This is a genomic window from Nitrospinota bacterium (assembly GCA_016208975.1).
Taxonomy (GTDB): Bacteria; Nitrospinota_A; UBA7883; order UBA7883; family JACRLM01; genus JACQXA01.
In genome coordinates this window covers 1-15,563 of sequence record JACQXA010000003.1, presented here as the reverse complement: position 1 = coordinate 15,563, position 15,563 = coordinate 1, and the positions used below count along the sequence as shown (strand labels likewise).

Genomic DNA, 15,563 nt, shown 5'->3' with positions numbered 1-15,563 from the left:
CGCATGAACATTCTGGAGATGCTCGGGCTTACCGGCGCCAGGCCAAAAACCGAAACGTCACGTTTGATAATCGTGTCAAACCGGCTTCCCGTAAGCGTGGAGTACCGCCGTGACGGCTATACGTACAGCCCGAGCGCGGGAGGCCTTGCCACGGCGCTGGGATCCATATACAAGCAATACAAGAGCGCATGGGTGGGCTGGCCCGGCATCTCCTCCGAGAAGGCCAGGAAGGGGATGGGCCAGATAGAGCGCGCGCTGGAGCATGAGCATTCCTGCCACCCGGTGTGGCTTTCGCGGGACGATGTGGACGATTATTACCACGGGTTTTCGAACAAGACCGTGTGGCCCCTGTTCCATTATTTCCCGAAGATGACCACATACAACAGATCCCATTGGGAGACCTACAAGCGCGTTAACGCCCTTTTCCGCGACGCCGTTTTGCGCGTGGCGAAGGACGGGGACATGATATGGATACAGGATTACCACCTGATGCTTCTCCCGGAAATGCTCCGGAAAGAGATACCCAACGCGTCCATAGGCTTTTTCCTCCATATCCCGTTTCCCACCTTCGAGGTGTTCAGGCTGTTGCCCTGGCGGGAGGAAATCCTCATGGGTCTGCTGGGCTCCGACCTGGTGGGGTTTCACACCTACGACTACACGCTGTATTTCCTCCGCTCCGTCCACCGCTTGCTGGGTATGGAGTCCCACCTGGGGGTGATAACCCTTCCCACCCGCACGGTGAAGGCGGACACGTTTCCCATAGGAATAGATTTCGACCGGTTCTCCCAGGCCTCCAGCGATCCGGCGGTGATAGGCGAGATGGAAGGTTTCAGGGCCAGCCTTGGCGGCAGGAAGATGATCCTCTCCATAGACAGGCTGGATTACACCAAGGGTATAACCCAGAGATTGAAGGCGCTGGACTCCTTTTTCACCCGGTACCCGAAATGGCGGGAGAAGGTGACCAACGTGGCCATCGCGGCGCCATCGCGGGACCAGGTGGATCAATACAGATACCTGAAGAAAGAGGTGGACGAGCTTGTGGGGGATATAAACGGCCGCCATGGCGCGATAGGGTGGGCGCCGATCCAGTACCTTTACCGCACGATGTCTTTCCAGTCCATCTGCGCGCTCTATAATCTGGCCGACGTGGCTTTGATAACCCCTGTCCGTGACGGGATGAACCTTGTGGCCAAGGAATACCTGGCCTGCAAGAACAGCTTGGACGGCGCCCTGATATTGAGCGAGATGACCGGAGCCGCCAAGGAACTGGGCGAGGCGGTAATAGTGAATCCGAACGATATAGAGAGCATGGCCGATTCCATCGCCATGGCGCTGGAAATGCCCGAGGAGGAACGCAAGGAGCGGATGCGGGCCATGCGAAGGAGGGTGCAGAGGTATAACGCGGCCCGGTGGGGGGATGATTTCATATCGAGGCTCCAGAGCGTAAAGAAGGCGCAGGAGGAAATGGGGGCGAAACTGGTTTCATGGCGTACAAAGGCAGAAATCAAGTCCATCTACAAGAATTCGGCGCAACGGCTTTTTCTGCTGGATTATGACGGCACCCTTACCGGTTTTTATCCAAACCCCGCGGACGCCAGGCCTGGCGATGGTCTTAGGCTGATCCTCACCAGGCTTGCCGCCAATCCGAAGAACAGCGTTGTCATCATAAGCGGGCGGGACAGGGCGGTGATGGACAACTGGTTTTCGGACATTAACATAGACCTGATATCAGAGCACGGGGTTGCCTTGAAGGAGGCGGGCGAATGGAAAGTAACCGAACAGGTTTCCACCGCGTGGAAAGATGACATCCGGCAGATACTGGAGTTCTACGCCGACCGGACGCCAGGGGCTTTTGTGGAGGAGAAGGAATTCTCGCTGGTGTGGCATTACAGGAAGTCGGATCCTGAATTGGGCGCCTTACGGGCCAACGAGCTTAAGGACAACTTGAAAGCGTTTATAGCGAATCTGGGTTTGCAGGTCCAGGAGGGGAGCAAAGTTATAGATGTGCGCAACGCTGGCGTCAATAAGGGGAAGGCCGCTTTAGGTTATACGGCCAGGACCGCCCATGACTTCATTCTGGCCGTTGGGGACGACTGGACGGATGAGGACATGTTCCGGTCGTTGCCCGAAAACGCGATTACAATTAAAGTGGGTTTACCGCCGACCGCGGCGAAATACAACCTGGAATCGCCGGAAAACGTGGTGTCCTTCCTTGATGAGCTGTCCCTGGTTGTTTCCTGATGAAGTTACGCTGTAACCCTGCCTGTCAGCTACGGTCCCGGGGAAAAGATATCAGTATCCGCGCGCCTTTTCTTTCCGGCTCCAGCATGTCCACATAACCGCCGTGGGCCTGGGCTATCTGGCTGACTATGGCAAGGCCCAGCCCCGCGCCGGACTCTTTTGTTGTGAAGAACGGGTCGAATATCCTGTCGCGCGCCTGGGCCGGGATCCCCGGCCCGGTGTCTTCAACCACGATTCTTACCTGCTCATCCCCGGCGCTGACAATGTGAATCCCGGCGGTTACTGTTATCCTGCCTCCTTCCGGCATTGCCTGGGTGGCGTTGTTTATCAGGTTAAGCAACGCCTGTCTTAGCAGGCCCGCGTCGGCGTAAACATCCAGGCCGCCTTCGGGCATGCTGACTATGGCCGACACGCCGCTTTCCCGGAACGCGTATCCGGCGAACTCCAGTGTATCGGTTATTAGCTTGGCCAGGTCGAACCACTGTCTGCGGGGGGTTGGCTCCCTGGTGAACAGCAGGAAGTTTGATACCACGTTATTGATGGACTGGATGCCCACGCCCAGATGGTCCAGCAGTTTCAGTTTTTCGGGATCGTCCACAAGGTCGCGCCGGAGTATGGACGCGAACAGCTCCATCCCGCCCAGCGGGTTGCGGATCTCGTGGGCCATTCCGGCGGCCATCCTGCCCAGGGCCGAGAGCCTTTCGTTGCGCGACTCTTGCCGTTTGAGCCGCGAAAGCTCCGTGACATCCTCTATGACGAACACATGCCCGGCGGGCTGGCCGCCATGGTTGAGGGGTGATATGGTCACCTCCAGCTGTTTGCCCTCCAATTGCGTTTCCAGCGAACCCGCGCGGGACGGGGGCGTATTCAGCCGGGCGATGAACTCCGGTTTGTCCACACCAAGCCGGGCCGCCTCTGGATTGGCCAGGGCTATCTCCCCATTGTCGTTTGCCACCACCACGCCACACCGGAGACTGGCCAGGATGTCGCGAAGGAAATCGCCACTCTCCGCCAGCCCTTTGCGGAGCGATTCCGCCTCGGACTGGATGGACTCGTAAGCGGCCGTAAGCTTTTCAGTGGAGGAGTTTAGCGCCTCGAACGCTTCCTGGAGTTTTTTGATTTCGTCGCGGGGGGGCTTCATTATCTGTCTTCCTTTGATGAGCGGGATGGTGAGAGGAATTATACAACAAAGAGGGGGAGCGGGAAGGGGGAACCGTGGTCCGGCGACCTCGGGGTAGCGGGAACCGAGGTCAGGCCGGGCTGTTGCCCAAATAGTTTAGCGCCGTTTCAGCGATGTCGTCCCGGGCGTAGCGCAAGCGGAGACCCGGGATCAGGGCCTTTTTTCAAATACATATAAGGTCGTGGCCCCGGCTCGCGCTTCGCTTGGCCGGGGTGACATTGCGGGAAACAATTTGGGCAACAGCCCGAGGCGACCACGGGGAAGCGAGAAGGGGAAACCGTGGTCGGCGACCACGGGGAAGCGGGAACCGAGGTCAGGCGACCTCGGGGAAGCGTTAGAGGGGCGGCCTTGGTATAGGTTAATCCGGGAACACCTCGGGGTTCTTGCGTTTCCAGTCCTCGTTGCGCAGTTTGGCGGAGGCCACTTTGCCGATGAGCCCTTTGTCTTTTTCCGCCAGCGACTTTAGCCTGGCGTTGGCTTTTTCGTCTTCGTTCACGTTGGAGAGGGAGGCTGAAATTATGTACTCCATCCAGCTGTTTCTGCCGTCATCGGGGTATCGTCCCACGAACCGGTTGGCTTCGCGGATGGCCATGGCGTAATCACCGTCGCGGTAAAGGGACTCGGCAAGGTAATAGAGGGAGTCCTTCACATGGGCAGGATCTTCCATGGTTTTGATCAATGGACGCCAGGAGGCCAGGGCCATGTTGAACGCGTCTATGGCCAGGCTGTATTGCTTCTGGCCCCTGTACAGCCTGCCCAACTGGTAGGCGGTGTTTGAAACCAGCTGGTTCCGCGGGTCTTTTTCTATGGCCAGCCGCCATTCGGTGGCCGCCTCCGCAGGCTTGTTCTGGTTGAGCAACGCATGGCCCAGGAAATGCCGGGCGGTAATGGCGTTGGGGCTTTTGGGGAAATCCTCCATGTATTTGCGAAGGAGCTTTTCAGACTCTATCACCTGCCCGTTGAACAGCCGCGCCTTGGCCATGCGGAAATCCGTAACCTCCCGGTATTTGCCTTCAGGGTCGCTGGCGTTGGCAAGGCGATAATATTCGGCGGACCTGTCGTACAGGGTCATGGCGCCGAAACTGTCGGCTATTTTTATGAGCGTTTCCGTTTCCGTGACGCTTCGCAGGAACGGGTTGAAATTGTCGTAATAGGTGAGGAGCACCAGGAAAAACCCGTCCTGCTCGTGGAATGTGTCGATAAGTTTAAGGAAATTACCCCGCACCAGCCCGAACACCTCCTCGGACATCCGTGTGCCCGGATAGTTTCTCAAAAGCTCCTTGTACGCCAAAATGGAGGCCACATAGCGTTTGCGCAAGGCCAGCGCCTTGCCTTTTCTTATCAGCGCCTCCTCGCCATGAACCTCGGCATACCTGGCTACTATCTCGTCGAATGTCTTGAGGGGGTCTTCGAAGGCGCGATAGTCGAATATGTCGCTATGCTTTATCAATTCCGGATCTTCGGCGCCCATGGTGGCCAGCCGCAAACGGGCCAATACAGACTCGCTGGTGTCCGGGAAGCGAACGGCCACGGTCTCGAATATTTGCGCCGCGTCTTTCTTCAACGATTTTTCTGCGTAAAGGTCTCCCATGCGCAACATGGCCTTGCGCCCCACGGACGCGCTGGGGAACAGGTTACTTATGTTCGTGAAAAACTCCAGCGCCTTTTCTTTCTCGCCGAGCTTGTAGAAGTTCTCGGCGATCTTCATGAATACGGTGGGATGGGCCTTGGGGTAGGTGGGCCACAGCCTCATGGACTCGTCGAAGACCACCTTGGCCAGCCCGTATTTGCCCTGGTCGTGATACGCCTCGGCTATAAGGTATTTTACGTCGCGCACCTCCCGCCGGTTGGGATACAGCAGGAGGATCTTCTGAAGCTCGTCGTAAGCCTTGTTGTACTTCTTCTGCCGGATAAGTATTTTTGCCCGCCCGATCATGGCATGTACGGCGTATTTGCTGTCCGGTTTGTATTTCCGGGCCATGTTCAGCTCCACCATGGCCTCCATGTTGAACTCCAGGTCCTCGTAAAGGGAGGCCCGGCGCATCATGCCCATCTGGCTCATGGGGGATTGGGGGTACAGCTCCAGCGCCGTCTCGAAAGCCTCCAGGGCTTCGGAGATCTTTATTTTGTCTTTCTTGGCCAGCATGTAAAGGGCGTCGGCCTTGGTGAAATATACCCGCTCCAGGTAAACGGACTTCGGGTATTTGGCGAAGAACGCGTCGGCCTGGGCCGTTACATCCTCGAACTTCTGTTTCTGCAGGGAATACATGATAGCAATGAACTCCGCCCTGCCGGAGTTTTGCTCCATGATGGTGTATTTTTCGTCCTGGCTGGCGAACATTGCCTCGTATCGGGCTTGATCTTCCGGTGTCATCTCCGTTTTCGGCGCGGGCTCCTCCGGCGCCGGGGACGCGGTTTCGGCCACAACGGCCTGCTCCGGCGCGGGCTCCATTGGAGCGGCGGTTTCAGCCTTGGGCTCCTCCGGCCTGGCCGTGAACCTGGCCATGAACTGTTCCGGGGTTACACCCTTTATCTTCACCCCCTTTTCCCTTGGGGTAAAATCCAGCGCGATGTTCTGGCTGTTCTCCACCTTTACCCGGTGGAACGCCACGTCTGGCGTGGTGAATGACAGTATCAGGCGCAGGCCGCCACCGGCCTGGTCGCGCTCAAGTTTCACCGACTCCACCAGGCCGTCTTTATAACTGACGTCGAAAACCGCCTTTAGGGCGTCTGCCTCTGGCATGCGGATGGAGATGATTTTGGAGGCCCTGTCGTAGAAGGGGTGTAGCTTTAAATCCTCCCGGGTGACGATTATCATGCGGGTTCCGCCATCCTGGGCGGCAAAATTTATCTGTTCGATGGTGGCCGGGGAGCTTTGGGCGTAGTTGTAGCCCGCATTGAAGGAAACCAGCGCCAGCGCGGCCCCAAACAGCCTAAGGAGCGGTTTTTGCCACATGATTTTTCATATCACCATAATCTCTCGCGGGTAAATTAAGCAAGTCTTGTGCCGCTAGCGGCTATGGGGTATGGCGGATGCGGGTTAAACGAGTGGGGCGCCCAGCGTCAATAATACGGCGCTGGTTCTGATGGGCGAGGCCCCAAGCGTCAAGACTGTGACGTTTTTTGCGCCTGCGAGACTCGCAATGTAAGTTCGTCCAGCGCCTTCTTCATTTCTTCCTGCTGGACCTGGAGGCTCCGGGTGGCCTGGGAGATTTGGGAGAGCCTGGCGCGCAGTTCGGCGATGGCCTGGACGGGATTTGCGCTGATGGGCATGGGCCTGGCGCTGGCGCCCTCTCTGGCGTCGTGTATGGCCCCCAGTTTTTCGGAGACCACTTTCATAGGCGCGGTTTCCGGCCGGGGTTGCTGTGGTTTGCTTGCGGGCGCCGGATCCACCCCCTTGCCTATCCGCGTCTGCATGGCGGTGAGCACCTCTTTTACGATGAGGCGGAACGTTTCCATCACCCCTTCGCCCTTTATGGCCACGGCCTTTGTGGTGGGGACATTGCGCGGATTGAAGGCCTGGTTCATGGCTTCCACCGCGCTTAACGGCGGCAAGTCCTGCTTGTTGAACTGGATGACCAGGGGGATAGAGGAGAAGTCCAGATTGTTGGCGGTAATGTTTTCCTCAAGGTTCTTCATGCTTTCGGCGTTGGCGTCCAGCATTTTTTCCTGGCTGTCGGCCACGAAAACCACCCCGTCGGCTCCGCGGAGCACCATTTGGCGCGTCTTGTTGTAATAGGTCTGCCCAGGGACGGTGTAAAGCTGGATGCGCACGGAGAAGCCGCCGATGGTCCCTATGTCCACCGGGAGCAGGTCGAAGAACAGCGTCCTGTCGCTTTCGGTGGCCAGGGAGAGCATCTGGCCCCGGTTCTGGGGCGCTATTTTTTTATGGATGATCTCCAGGTTGGTGGTTTTGCCGCAGAGGGCGGGGCCGTAATAAACTATCTTGGCCGTTATCTCCCGGTTGGCGTAGTTGAATACAGCCATGTCAGGGGTTCTTCGGCTCTAACAGGTTCTTAAGAGTGATAAGCCTGGAGCGCACGTCCTTAAACTCCTTGTTCTGTTTGTACACCGCCGCGAACATCCGGTAAGCGTCCTGGTGTTTGCCTACGGCGTCGTATGTGTCTCCGATCTCATAAAGAAAACCGAGTTTGACGAACTCCTCCTTGGCCTCCTGGTAGCCCTTCTTGAAATTCTCGATGGCTTTTTCCGTTTCCCCCAGGCGCCTGTGGGCCATTCCCATCATGTTGAGGCTCTTAAAATAAAAGTCCGGCGACTGGAGGCTGATCGTCAGCTCTTCCAGAGCCTTGTCGTAAAGCTCCATCTCGTAGTATGACACACCCAGGTTGTACCGGGTCTCATGATAATTTTCGTCCTTGGCCAGGTGGCGCTCCAGCCCCGCGCCAAACTCCGACAGGATGCTGGAGAACTCGTGGGTGCTTTCGAACCCTTCACCCGCGGGGGTGTCCGGGCTTTGAACGTCGTTTTCCCGCTCCGGCACGTCCAGGGAGCTTATCTGGTCTTCCCACCTGCCCTTGTCTTTTTCGGCCTCCAGGTTCACGAAATGCTGTTGGGCCGCGTCCACTAGATACTCAATTTTCTCGGTCTTGGTGAAGTAGGAGGTTATTTTGAGTTTGCGCAACATTATCTCGGTCTGCACGTCTATGGCCTGGGTGTAAAAAAACACCTCGGCGCCTTTCAGCCTGTCATCGGCCCGGATTTTCTCGGCCAGGTAATAGGGGTCTGTCTTGTGACCCGGGTCGCAGTCCAGCACGATGATGTCCGGCGCCATGGCCGCTATTTTATCCAAAGACTCCAGCGCGTAGGGGAACGTTTCGGCCGCGAACCCTTCCTCCATGAATTTCCGCTTTATAGGATGGGCGCGGATGAACTCGTCCTCAATAAGGGCGACCGTGTGTTTTTTATCACTCATAAAGGGGCTTTGAACATGAACCGGATATTGTTGTGCCCCATTATATGCGCTTGAACGCCCCCGGCGCAATCACGTCCGTTTGAATTTTCTTGTTACACAGGTATTCGTAATGTATCTTCTTATCTCCTTGCAGGCGCCTGTAACGCGCCGGGGTTCCAGAATTAAATTATAATAGCGGGAAAATAGCCGGATGATAGACACTTTTCAGGCGGTGGTGCTTGGTCTTGTGCAGGGGCTTACGGAATACCTGCCGGTAAGCTCTTCCGGCCATCTTGTCATTGCCCATCACCTGTTCGGCCTGGAAGATCCCGCGGTGTTCTTCGACATAATCCTGCACATCGGCACGCTGGTGGCGGTGATCTGGTTTTACCGGGCCGGCATAGCCGGGGCCCTGTCGGGCTCCCTGGACGGGCTGAAAGACATATCCTCAGGAATGAAGTTTTCCCGGGCGCTGGAGGGCAACGCCGGGTTCCGCATGGCTTTCCTCATCGTGGTGGGCAGTGTTCCCACCGCTGTCATCGGGCTTTCCTTTAAAGACCAGTTGGAAAGCCTTTTCGGCTCCATGTACTGGACGGGGGTAACCCTGATCCTCAACGGGCTGATGCTGTTGACCACCATCTGGGCCAAAGACCGGGAGCGGAAGATAAGCGATGTCGCCTGGTGGGAGGCGGCGCTGATCGGCGTGGCCCAAGGGGTGGCCATCATCCCCGCCATCAGCCGGAGCGGAGCCACCATAACCCTGGCGCTGTTCATGGGGATAAAAAAGGAAACCGCGGCGGAATTCTCTTTCCTGCTTTCCATACCGGCCATCCTGGGGGCGCTGGTCCTGAAATTCGAGTCGCCCGGGCTTAACTATCCCTTGCCCTCCCTGGCCTGGGGGTTCACCGCTTCGCTGGTGTCGGGCTATCTTTGCCTGATTCTGCTGGTGGCGCTGTTGAAGAAAGGGCATTTCTCATACTTCGGTTATTACTGCATAGCCCTGGGCGGAGTGATACTGACCCTGGTTTGACCGGCCATTTCCATCCGGAGCGGGCCATTTTGCGGGAGGTCCATCCGGTCAATCCCACCGAGACAACCCGTACTAGCTTAATTTAAAGATTGAACAGACGTTAAACAGTTATTATCATAAACAATTCACCGTATAGGTGGCCCACTGGGCGGGAACGGCCAAAAGGGCTTGAAATATTTTGTTAGGAGAGCGATTTGTCCGGTATTCGCGTTTACGAGCTAGCCAAAGAAATTGGCGTGCAAAGCAAGACTTTGGTGGACCTTCTCAGCAAGATGGGATACCCGGTTAAGAGCCACTCTTCCACCATAGAGAACAGCCTGGCGGACAGGCTTCGCCGCCAGACCCATGCCATGGGGATCGCCGGAACGGTGAAGACCAAAGCCAAAGCCAAACCCGCCGAGTCCAAACAGGAAGAGATACCCGCGCCCAAAGCCGCATCCGGCAAGAAGGCCGCCGCGAAAACAGCGGAGAAACCTGCTCCGGCCCATGAAGAGCATGTGGAGGCTGTGAAGGAAGAACCGGCGCAACTTGAGATAAAACCCGACGTCGTGGAAGAGAAACCGCCGGTGGAGACGAAGGCGGAGGCTCCGGCCCCGGTGGTGGAAGTAACGCCCCCTCCCGCCCCTCCCGCGCCTGCGCCAGTTCCCGTGGAGATTAAACCGGCGCCAGCCGCGCCCGCTCCTGCGCCAGCGCCAAAACCTCCGGTGGAACGCGCGCCGCTTGCGCCCAGGCCCGCGCCTTACAGGCCCACATATACAGTGCCCCCTGGTCAGAAGCCCGTCGGCGGCCAGCCCGCCAGGCCGCCATATACAGGCCCATCAGGCCAGCGGCCCGGTGGTGGCCAGCCCCCGAGGCCGGGCGCCCCTGGAGGGTTCCGGCAAGACCGGCGGCCCGGCGGTGGTGAGCAGTTCCGCGGCCCAAGGCCGGGATTCACCAGGCCCGGGGAGCCGCCGCGCCCGGGAGGCAAGGGGCCCAGCGCTCCGCCTATTTTGCCCAAAAAACCAGATAGCGCGGACAAGTTCGGCAAGAAAAAAGAGGATCACAAGCGCGACCGCCGGTGGGAGGATGATGACTCCAAGAAGCTGGATAAGCTGAAACGCCACGAAGGTGGCGAGGCGCGCCGCCGTGAGGATGAGGAAACCCGCCGCGCCAACCGGGAGCTGGAGGAGAAAAGACGCAAAGAGCGCGAGGAGGAGGCGGAGATACAACGCCTCATCGCCGAGGAAGAGCGGGAAAAGCAGGAGGCCGAAGCCCGCAAGATAGTTATAGACGAAGCCACCACGGTGAAGGAATTCGCCGAGAAACTGCGGGTGGGCGTCAACGAGATCATCCGCAAACTCATCGGCAAAGGGATAATGGCCACCCTCAACCAGACCATCGAGGCGGACGTGGCCAAGGAAATAGCCCTGGAGATGGGGTACGAGATCGTCACCCGCGAGGAGACCGAGATTGGCGCCAAAGAGGTGGAGGTGGAAGACGCCTCGCTGTTGCAACACCGCCCGCCGGTGGTCACCATCATGGGCCACGTGGATCACGGTAAAACCTCTTTGCTGGACACGATACGCAAAACCAACGTCACCGAAGGCGAGGCTGGCGGCATAACCCAGCGCATCGGCGCCTACACGGTAAAGCTGGGCAAAGGCACCGTGGTGTTTCTGGACACCCCGGGCCACGAGGCGTTCACGGCCCTTCGGGCCCGCGGCGCGGCTGTGACCGACTTGGTGGTGCTGGTGGTGGCCGCAGACGACGGCGTGATGCCGCAGACGGTGGAGGCCATCCATCACGCCAAGGCGGCGGGCGTTCCGGTGCTGGTGGCGGTGAACAAGATAGACAAGCCCGGAGCCAACATCCAGCGCATACGCGAGGAGCTGGCGGGGCACGAGCTGGTGTCGGAGGAATGGGGCGGCTCCACCATATTCTGCGAGGTGTCGGCCAAGAAGAGCATAGGTATAGACCATCTTCTGGAAATGCTCCTTCTGCAGGCGGACGTGCTGGAGCTGAAGGCGGACCCGGACAGGCCCGCGTTCGGCGCCATAATCGAGTCCAAGCTGGACAAGGGCCGAGGCCCCGTGGCCACGGTGCTGGTGCAGAAAGGCACGCTAAAAATAGGCGACCCCTTTGTGGCTGGCGTGCATCACGGCAAGGTGAGGGCGCTGATAGACGACAAGGGGCACAGGATAGACAGCGCAGGCCCCTCCACGCCGGTGGAAGTGCTGGGCATTTCCGGCGTTCCCACGGCGGGCGAGACTTTCATGGTGATGGAGAGCGAGCGGCGCGCCCACCAGGTGGCCATAAACAGGATGAACGCCGAGCGGCAGGAAGGCGCCAAGGCCAAGGGGCACCTGAAACTTGAAAACCTGCACGCCCAGGTAACCAAGGGCGGCGTAAAAGAGCTGAACATCATCATCAAGGCGGACTTCCAGGGTTCCATCGAAGCGGTGAAGAAGGCGCTGGAAGACATCAAGGTGGGCGATGTCCGCATCCGGGTGCTACACGGCGCCGTGGGCGGCATCACCGAAACGGACGTGGCCCTGGCCGCCGCGTCAGACGCCATCGTTATCGGGTTCAACGTGCGCCCCAGCGAGAAGGCCAAGGCCCAGGCCGAAGCCGAAGACGTGGACGTGCGCCTTTACAGCATCATCTACAACGCCATTGACGACATCAAGGCGGCCCTTGAAGGCATGCTGGAGCCTGTGTTCGTGGAGAAGGTCACCGGCAAGGCCGAGGTGCGCCAGGTGTTCAACGTGAGCAAGGTTGGGATAATCGCCGGGTGTCTGGTGGCTTCCGGCAAAGTGAACCGTGGGAACGAAGCCCGGCTCATCCGCGACAACGTGGTTATCTACAGCGGCAAGGTCACATCCCTTCGCAGGCTCAAAGACGACGTGAAAGAGGTGGTGGCCGGGTACGAGTGTGGCATAGGCATAGGCTATAGCGACCTCAAGGTGGGCGATGCCATCGAAACCTTCGTCGTCGAAAAGTCCGAAAAGAGAGGGGAGTAACCCTCCGCCAGGGTTTCCCCGGCAATACCGTTGCGGGAAGCTAAGGCTTCCTTTCAACCGGCCGCTCATCATGGGCGTGATAAACATCACGCCCGACTCTTTTTCAGACGGGGGCCTGTACTCAAACACAGCCGACGCCATGGCCCAGGCCGACAGGCTTGTGGCCGATGGGGCGGACATACTGGACATCGGGGGCGAATCCACCCGCCCCGGCGCCCCACCAGTAAGCGCGCCGGAGGAAATCAGCCGCGTTATACCGGTCATCCGGGGCATAGTATCCCGCCATCCAAAAGTCCCCGTTTCGGTGGACACAAGCAAACCAGAGGTGGCCCGGGAGGCCGTGGAAGCCGGGGCCGTGATAATAAATGACGTGACCGGGGTTTCCAGCCCTCAAATGGCCCGGATAGCGGCGCAATACAACCTGCCGGTGGTGGTGATGCACATGAAAGGCTCACCCCGGGACATGGCTAAAAAGGCCAGGTACGCCGACCTGATGGGGGAGCTGAAAAGTTATTTTACGGGCCGCATAACTTCGTTGGGGCGGGCTGGAGTATCGAAAATCATAATAGACCCGGGGCTTGGGTTCGCCAAGACCGCAAAACACAATATCGAGATACTAAACAGGCTTGACGAGCTTGTGGAGCTGGGCTATCCGGTGCTGGTGGGCGCCTCCAGGAAATCGTTTTTGGGCAAGATCCTGGGCGCGCCGCCCCAGGAGCGCGACGCGGGCACGGCGGCAGTCACCGCGCTGGCGGTAATGAAAGGCGCGGCGATAATAAGGGCGCACAACGTGGTGATGAACCGGCATGCGGCCATCGTGGCCGCCTCCATTCGGGACAGGAAAGTATAGTTTGGGGGGGGCTAACGCCTTATGTTCGACTTAGGGGGATTTTTCAAACGCTCGGTGAAATGTTCCCTTAAAATCTTTATTTCTTCTTTGGTATATGTGTTGTCATCCCCATCCAGGATATCGTCCTCCATTTTACCCAGCGCCCACACCGGGTCTTCGTACACCTCAACGATTATCTTGTTTAATTCGCTGACAGCCAGGCTGAAATCCTCCAGAATCATCCTTTTCTGGAGGAAAGAGAGGGGCTTCGGCTTATCAAGGGCTGAGGAGCCATTAACCGCGTAAATGTCATACGACAGGTTGGTGTCCACCGGCCCGTACGGTTCCATTTTCGCTACCACCACCCCGTAACCGGTTGTTTTCAACTCGAACCAGTAGTCCGTCCGCTCCACGAAACTGAACTTGATGAACATGGTATCCCCGATCCAGGTGATCGGGGATACAAAGTACTTGGCGCCGGGGTAAAACGTGGCGCTCCATCCAACGCCCGGCCCCTCATCGGCGAGCACGAAAGACGGGCGGATGATCATAAGGCTATAAAGTTTATAGGCCAGCGTCGGGTGATCCAGGAAAAAAAGGGCCGTGCGCATGGGGGTGGAAAATCCAGAGTACCGGACCATTAGCGGTTGCTGGGCCAGGGCCACGGCCAGCCTGACGTCCCGGTGGGAAAGTTTCTTGCGGTCAAACGGGATGGGGGTTGGTTTTTCATTTGATTTGACGCGGTCCCGCCAGCCGGAAGCGGGGGGGATGGCGATTAACAGGGCCATCAGGGCGCAGAAGACAACGCGTAGCGTCATGGCCGCACAGCCACCCCGATATCGTTCACCCCGGCCTCTTTGCAGATGCCCATCACCTGAACCACCTTGCCGTGGTTTGACGATGTGTCCGCCCGCACGATGGCCGAGCGTTTTTTCATGCCCCGCATTTTTTCGGTTATGAGGGCCTTGAGGGTTTTTGGGTCGGCGGGCTCCCCGTTGAAGAAAATCTCCCCTTCGCGGTTGATGTCTATCTCCACCACCTTAAGGTCGTTTGCGGCGGCGCCCGCCTGTGAGTCCGGCAGTTCGATGTCCATGCTTTTGGTGGGGTCGGCGAAGGTGGTGGAGATCATGAAGAAAGCCAGAAGGAAGAAGACGACGTCTATCAGGGGAATCAGCTGGAGGGCGTAGTCCTCCTCCCGGTTTCGTTTAAACTTCATCTTCGAACGCCACCTTCTCGTTATGCCTGCGGGACACCGCCTCCACGGTGTGCATGATGTCTTCCACCAGGCGGAGGCTTATTTCCTCCATCTCGTAGATAAGCTTGTCCACCTTGCCCCGGAAATAGTGGTAAAAACCCAGGGTGTAGATGGCCACCACGAGCCCGGCGGCGGTGTTGATAAGGGCTTCGGCGATACCGCCGGCCACCACCGTGGGGTTGCCCACCCCCTCCAGCGAAATGGCGGAGAACGCGTTTATCATGCCGGTTACGGTGCCCAAAAGCCCCAGCATCGGGGCCAGGCTGGCTATGACGCCCAACCCACGCAGGTTGGCCTCCAGCAGGGTTGCCTCGTGCGCCCCGGCGGCCTCCAGCGCCCGCTCCACCTCCAGCACGCCGAACCTGCTCCGCAGGAGCCCGGCGTGGGTAATGCGGGACATGGCCACGTCCACCTTCCTGCAGACCATGAGGGCTTTTTCGAACTCGCCTTTCACGGCGTATTTCTTTACGTCATGCAGAAAATCGGTGTTTATTATTTTCTTCTTGCGCAGGGTGTACGCCCTTTCCAGGGCGATGGTTATGGAAAGCACGGAACACAGCACGATTACCCAAATAACCGGCCCGCCCCGCTGGAAGAACGCGGTCACCCAAACGCTGGCGGCGGACTGTTCCCCGGCCTGGGCCAGGGCGGCTGAGGGCCATAAAGCCATAGCGGCGCAAAAAACGGACATCATGCGGGACAACGAAGATATTTTCATCCGGAATTTATATCACAAACAGGGTTGGTTTTGCAGGGGGTAATGGGGGCAAAGGGAGTTGGGAAGAAACATGGCGCCCCTGTCCAGGGGGAAGGAAACCGTGGTCTGGCGACCACGGGGAAGCATCGAAAGAATGCCACGGGGAAGCGGTCAGCCGTGGTCAGCGACCACGGGGTAGCGAACATTGTCATGCCGGGCTTGACCCGGCATCGGGGCTTCGTTCATTCCTCGTTGAGGCCCTGATCCCGGCTCGCGCTACGCTTGGCCGGGATGACAAATGGCGCACCGCGAGTTTATCGAAGGGTGACATGGAACGAGCCGCAATAAAATGTTGCGCTTCACCGGGGTTGCCCCGGTCTTTTCTACTCCGCACAGGAATCCGTGGTCGGGCGACCACGG

At 58.4% G+C, this 15,563-nt stretch carries 11 protein-coding genes; 4 read left to right on the top strand and 7 right to left on the bottom strand.

Annotated elements, in window-relative coordinates:
• Positions 1 to 18 precede the first annotated feature (18 nt).
• Complete coding sequence (locus HY751_02690) at positions 19 to 2,241, top strand: bifunctional alpha,alpha-trehalose-phosphate synthase (UDP-forming)/trehalose-phosphatase (GenBank protein ID MBI4665300.1); 2,223 nt, start codon at positions 19 to 21, stop codon at positions 2,239 to 2,241.
• A 25-nt stretch (positions 2,242 to 2,266) separates the two neighbouring features.
• On the opposite strand, the gene HY751_02685 is transcribed toward HY751_02690, so the two are convergent.
• The 4 genes from HY751_02685 to HY751_02670 form a co-directional block, all read right to left on the bottom strand.
• Complete coding sequence (locus HY751_02685; protein MBI4665299.1) at positions 2,267 to 3,382, bottom strand: hypothetical protein; 1,116 nt, start codon at positions 3,380 to 3,382, stop codon at positions 2,267 to 2,269.
• 397 nt (positions 3,383 to 3,779) lie between these two features.
• Positions 3,780 to 6,377, bottom strand: a complete 2,598-nt coding sequence (locus HY751_02680; GenBank protein ID MBI4665298.1) for a tetratricopeptide repeat protein — start codon at positions 6,375 to 6,377, stop codon at positions 3,780 to 3,782.
• A gap of 149 nt (positions 6,378 to 6,526) precedes the next feature.
• The gene (locus HY751_02675; GenBank protein MBI4665297.1) at positions 6,527 to 7,408 is read right to left on the bottom strand and encodes a GTPase domain-containing protein; all 882 of its coding nucleotides are present in this window, start codon (positions 7,406 to 7,408) and stop codon (positions 6,527 to 6,529) included.
• Position 7,409: 1 nt separating this feature from the next.
• Positions 7,410 to 8,354, bottom strand: a complete 945-nt coding sequence (locus HY751_02670; GenBank protein ID MBI4665296.1) for a tetratricopeptide repeat protein — start codon at positions 8,352 to 8,354, stop codon at positions 7,410 to 7,412.
• 190 nt (positions 8,355 to 8,544) lie between these two features.
• On the opposite strand from HY751_02670, the gene HY751_02665 reads away from it, so the two are divergent.
• From HY751_02665 to folP, 3 genes are all read left to right on the top strand, one after another.
• Positions 8,545 to 9,363 carry a hypothetical protein gene (locus HY751_02665; protein ID MBI4665295.1) on the top strand — a complete coding sequence of 273 codons (819 nt, stop codon included), beginning with the start codon at positions 8,545 to 8,547 and terminating at the stop codon, positions 9,361 to 9,363.
• A gap of 194 nt (positions 9,364 to 9,557) precedes the next feature.
• The gene (gene infB / locus HY751_02660) at positions 9,558 to 12,362 is read left to right on the top strand and encodes a translation initiation factor IF-2 (GenBank protein MBI4665294.1); all 2,805 of its coding nucleotides are present in this window, start codon (positions 9,558 to 9,560) and stop codon (positions 12,360 to 12,362) included.
• On the top strand, positions 12,313 to 13,212 hold the full coding sequence (gene folP / locus HY751_02655; GenBank protein MBI4665293.1) for a dihydropteroate synthase: 900 nt from the start codon (positions 12,313 to 12,315) through the stop codon (positions 13,210 to 13,212). Before infB ends, folP begins: the two co-directional genes overlap by 50 nt.
• 11 nt (positions 13,213 to 13,223) lie before the next feature.
• Here folP and HY751_02650 read toward each other — a convergent pair whose 3' ends face one another.
• Genes HY751_02650 through HY751_02640 form a run of 3 tightly spaced genes read right to left on the bottom strand, consistent with a single transcriptional unit; the run spans position 13,224 to position 15,164 of the window.
• Positions 13,224 to 14,009, bottom strand: a complete 786-nt coding sequence (locus tag HY751_02650) for a hypothetical protein (GenBank protein ID MBI4665292.1) — start codon at positions 14,007 to 14,009, stop codon at positions 13,224 to 13,226.
• Entirely contained in the window at positions 14,006 to 14,407 is a 402-nt protein-coding gene (locus HY751_02645) for a biopolymer transporter ExbD (protein ID MBI4665291.1), read from the bottom strand. Before HY751_02645 ends, HY751_02650 begins: the two co-directional genes overlap by 4 nt.
• The gene (locus tag HY751_02640) at positions 14,397 to 15,164 is read right to left on the bottom strand and encodes a MotA/TolQ/ExbB proton channel family protein (protein MBI4665290.1); all 768 of its coding nucleotides are present in this window, start codon (positions 15,162 to 15,164) and stop codon (positions 14,397 to 14,399) included. The genes HY751_02645 and HY751_02640 overlap by 11 nt, the downstream gene beginning before the upstream one ends.
• Positions 15,165 to 15,563 lie beyond the last annotated feature (399 nt).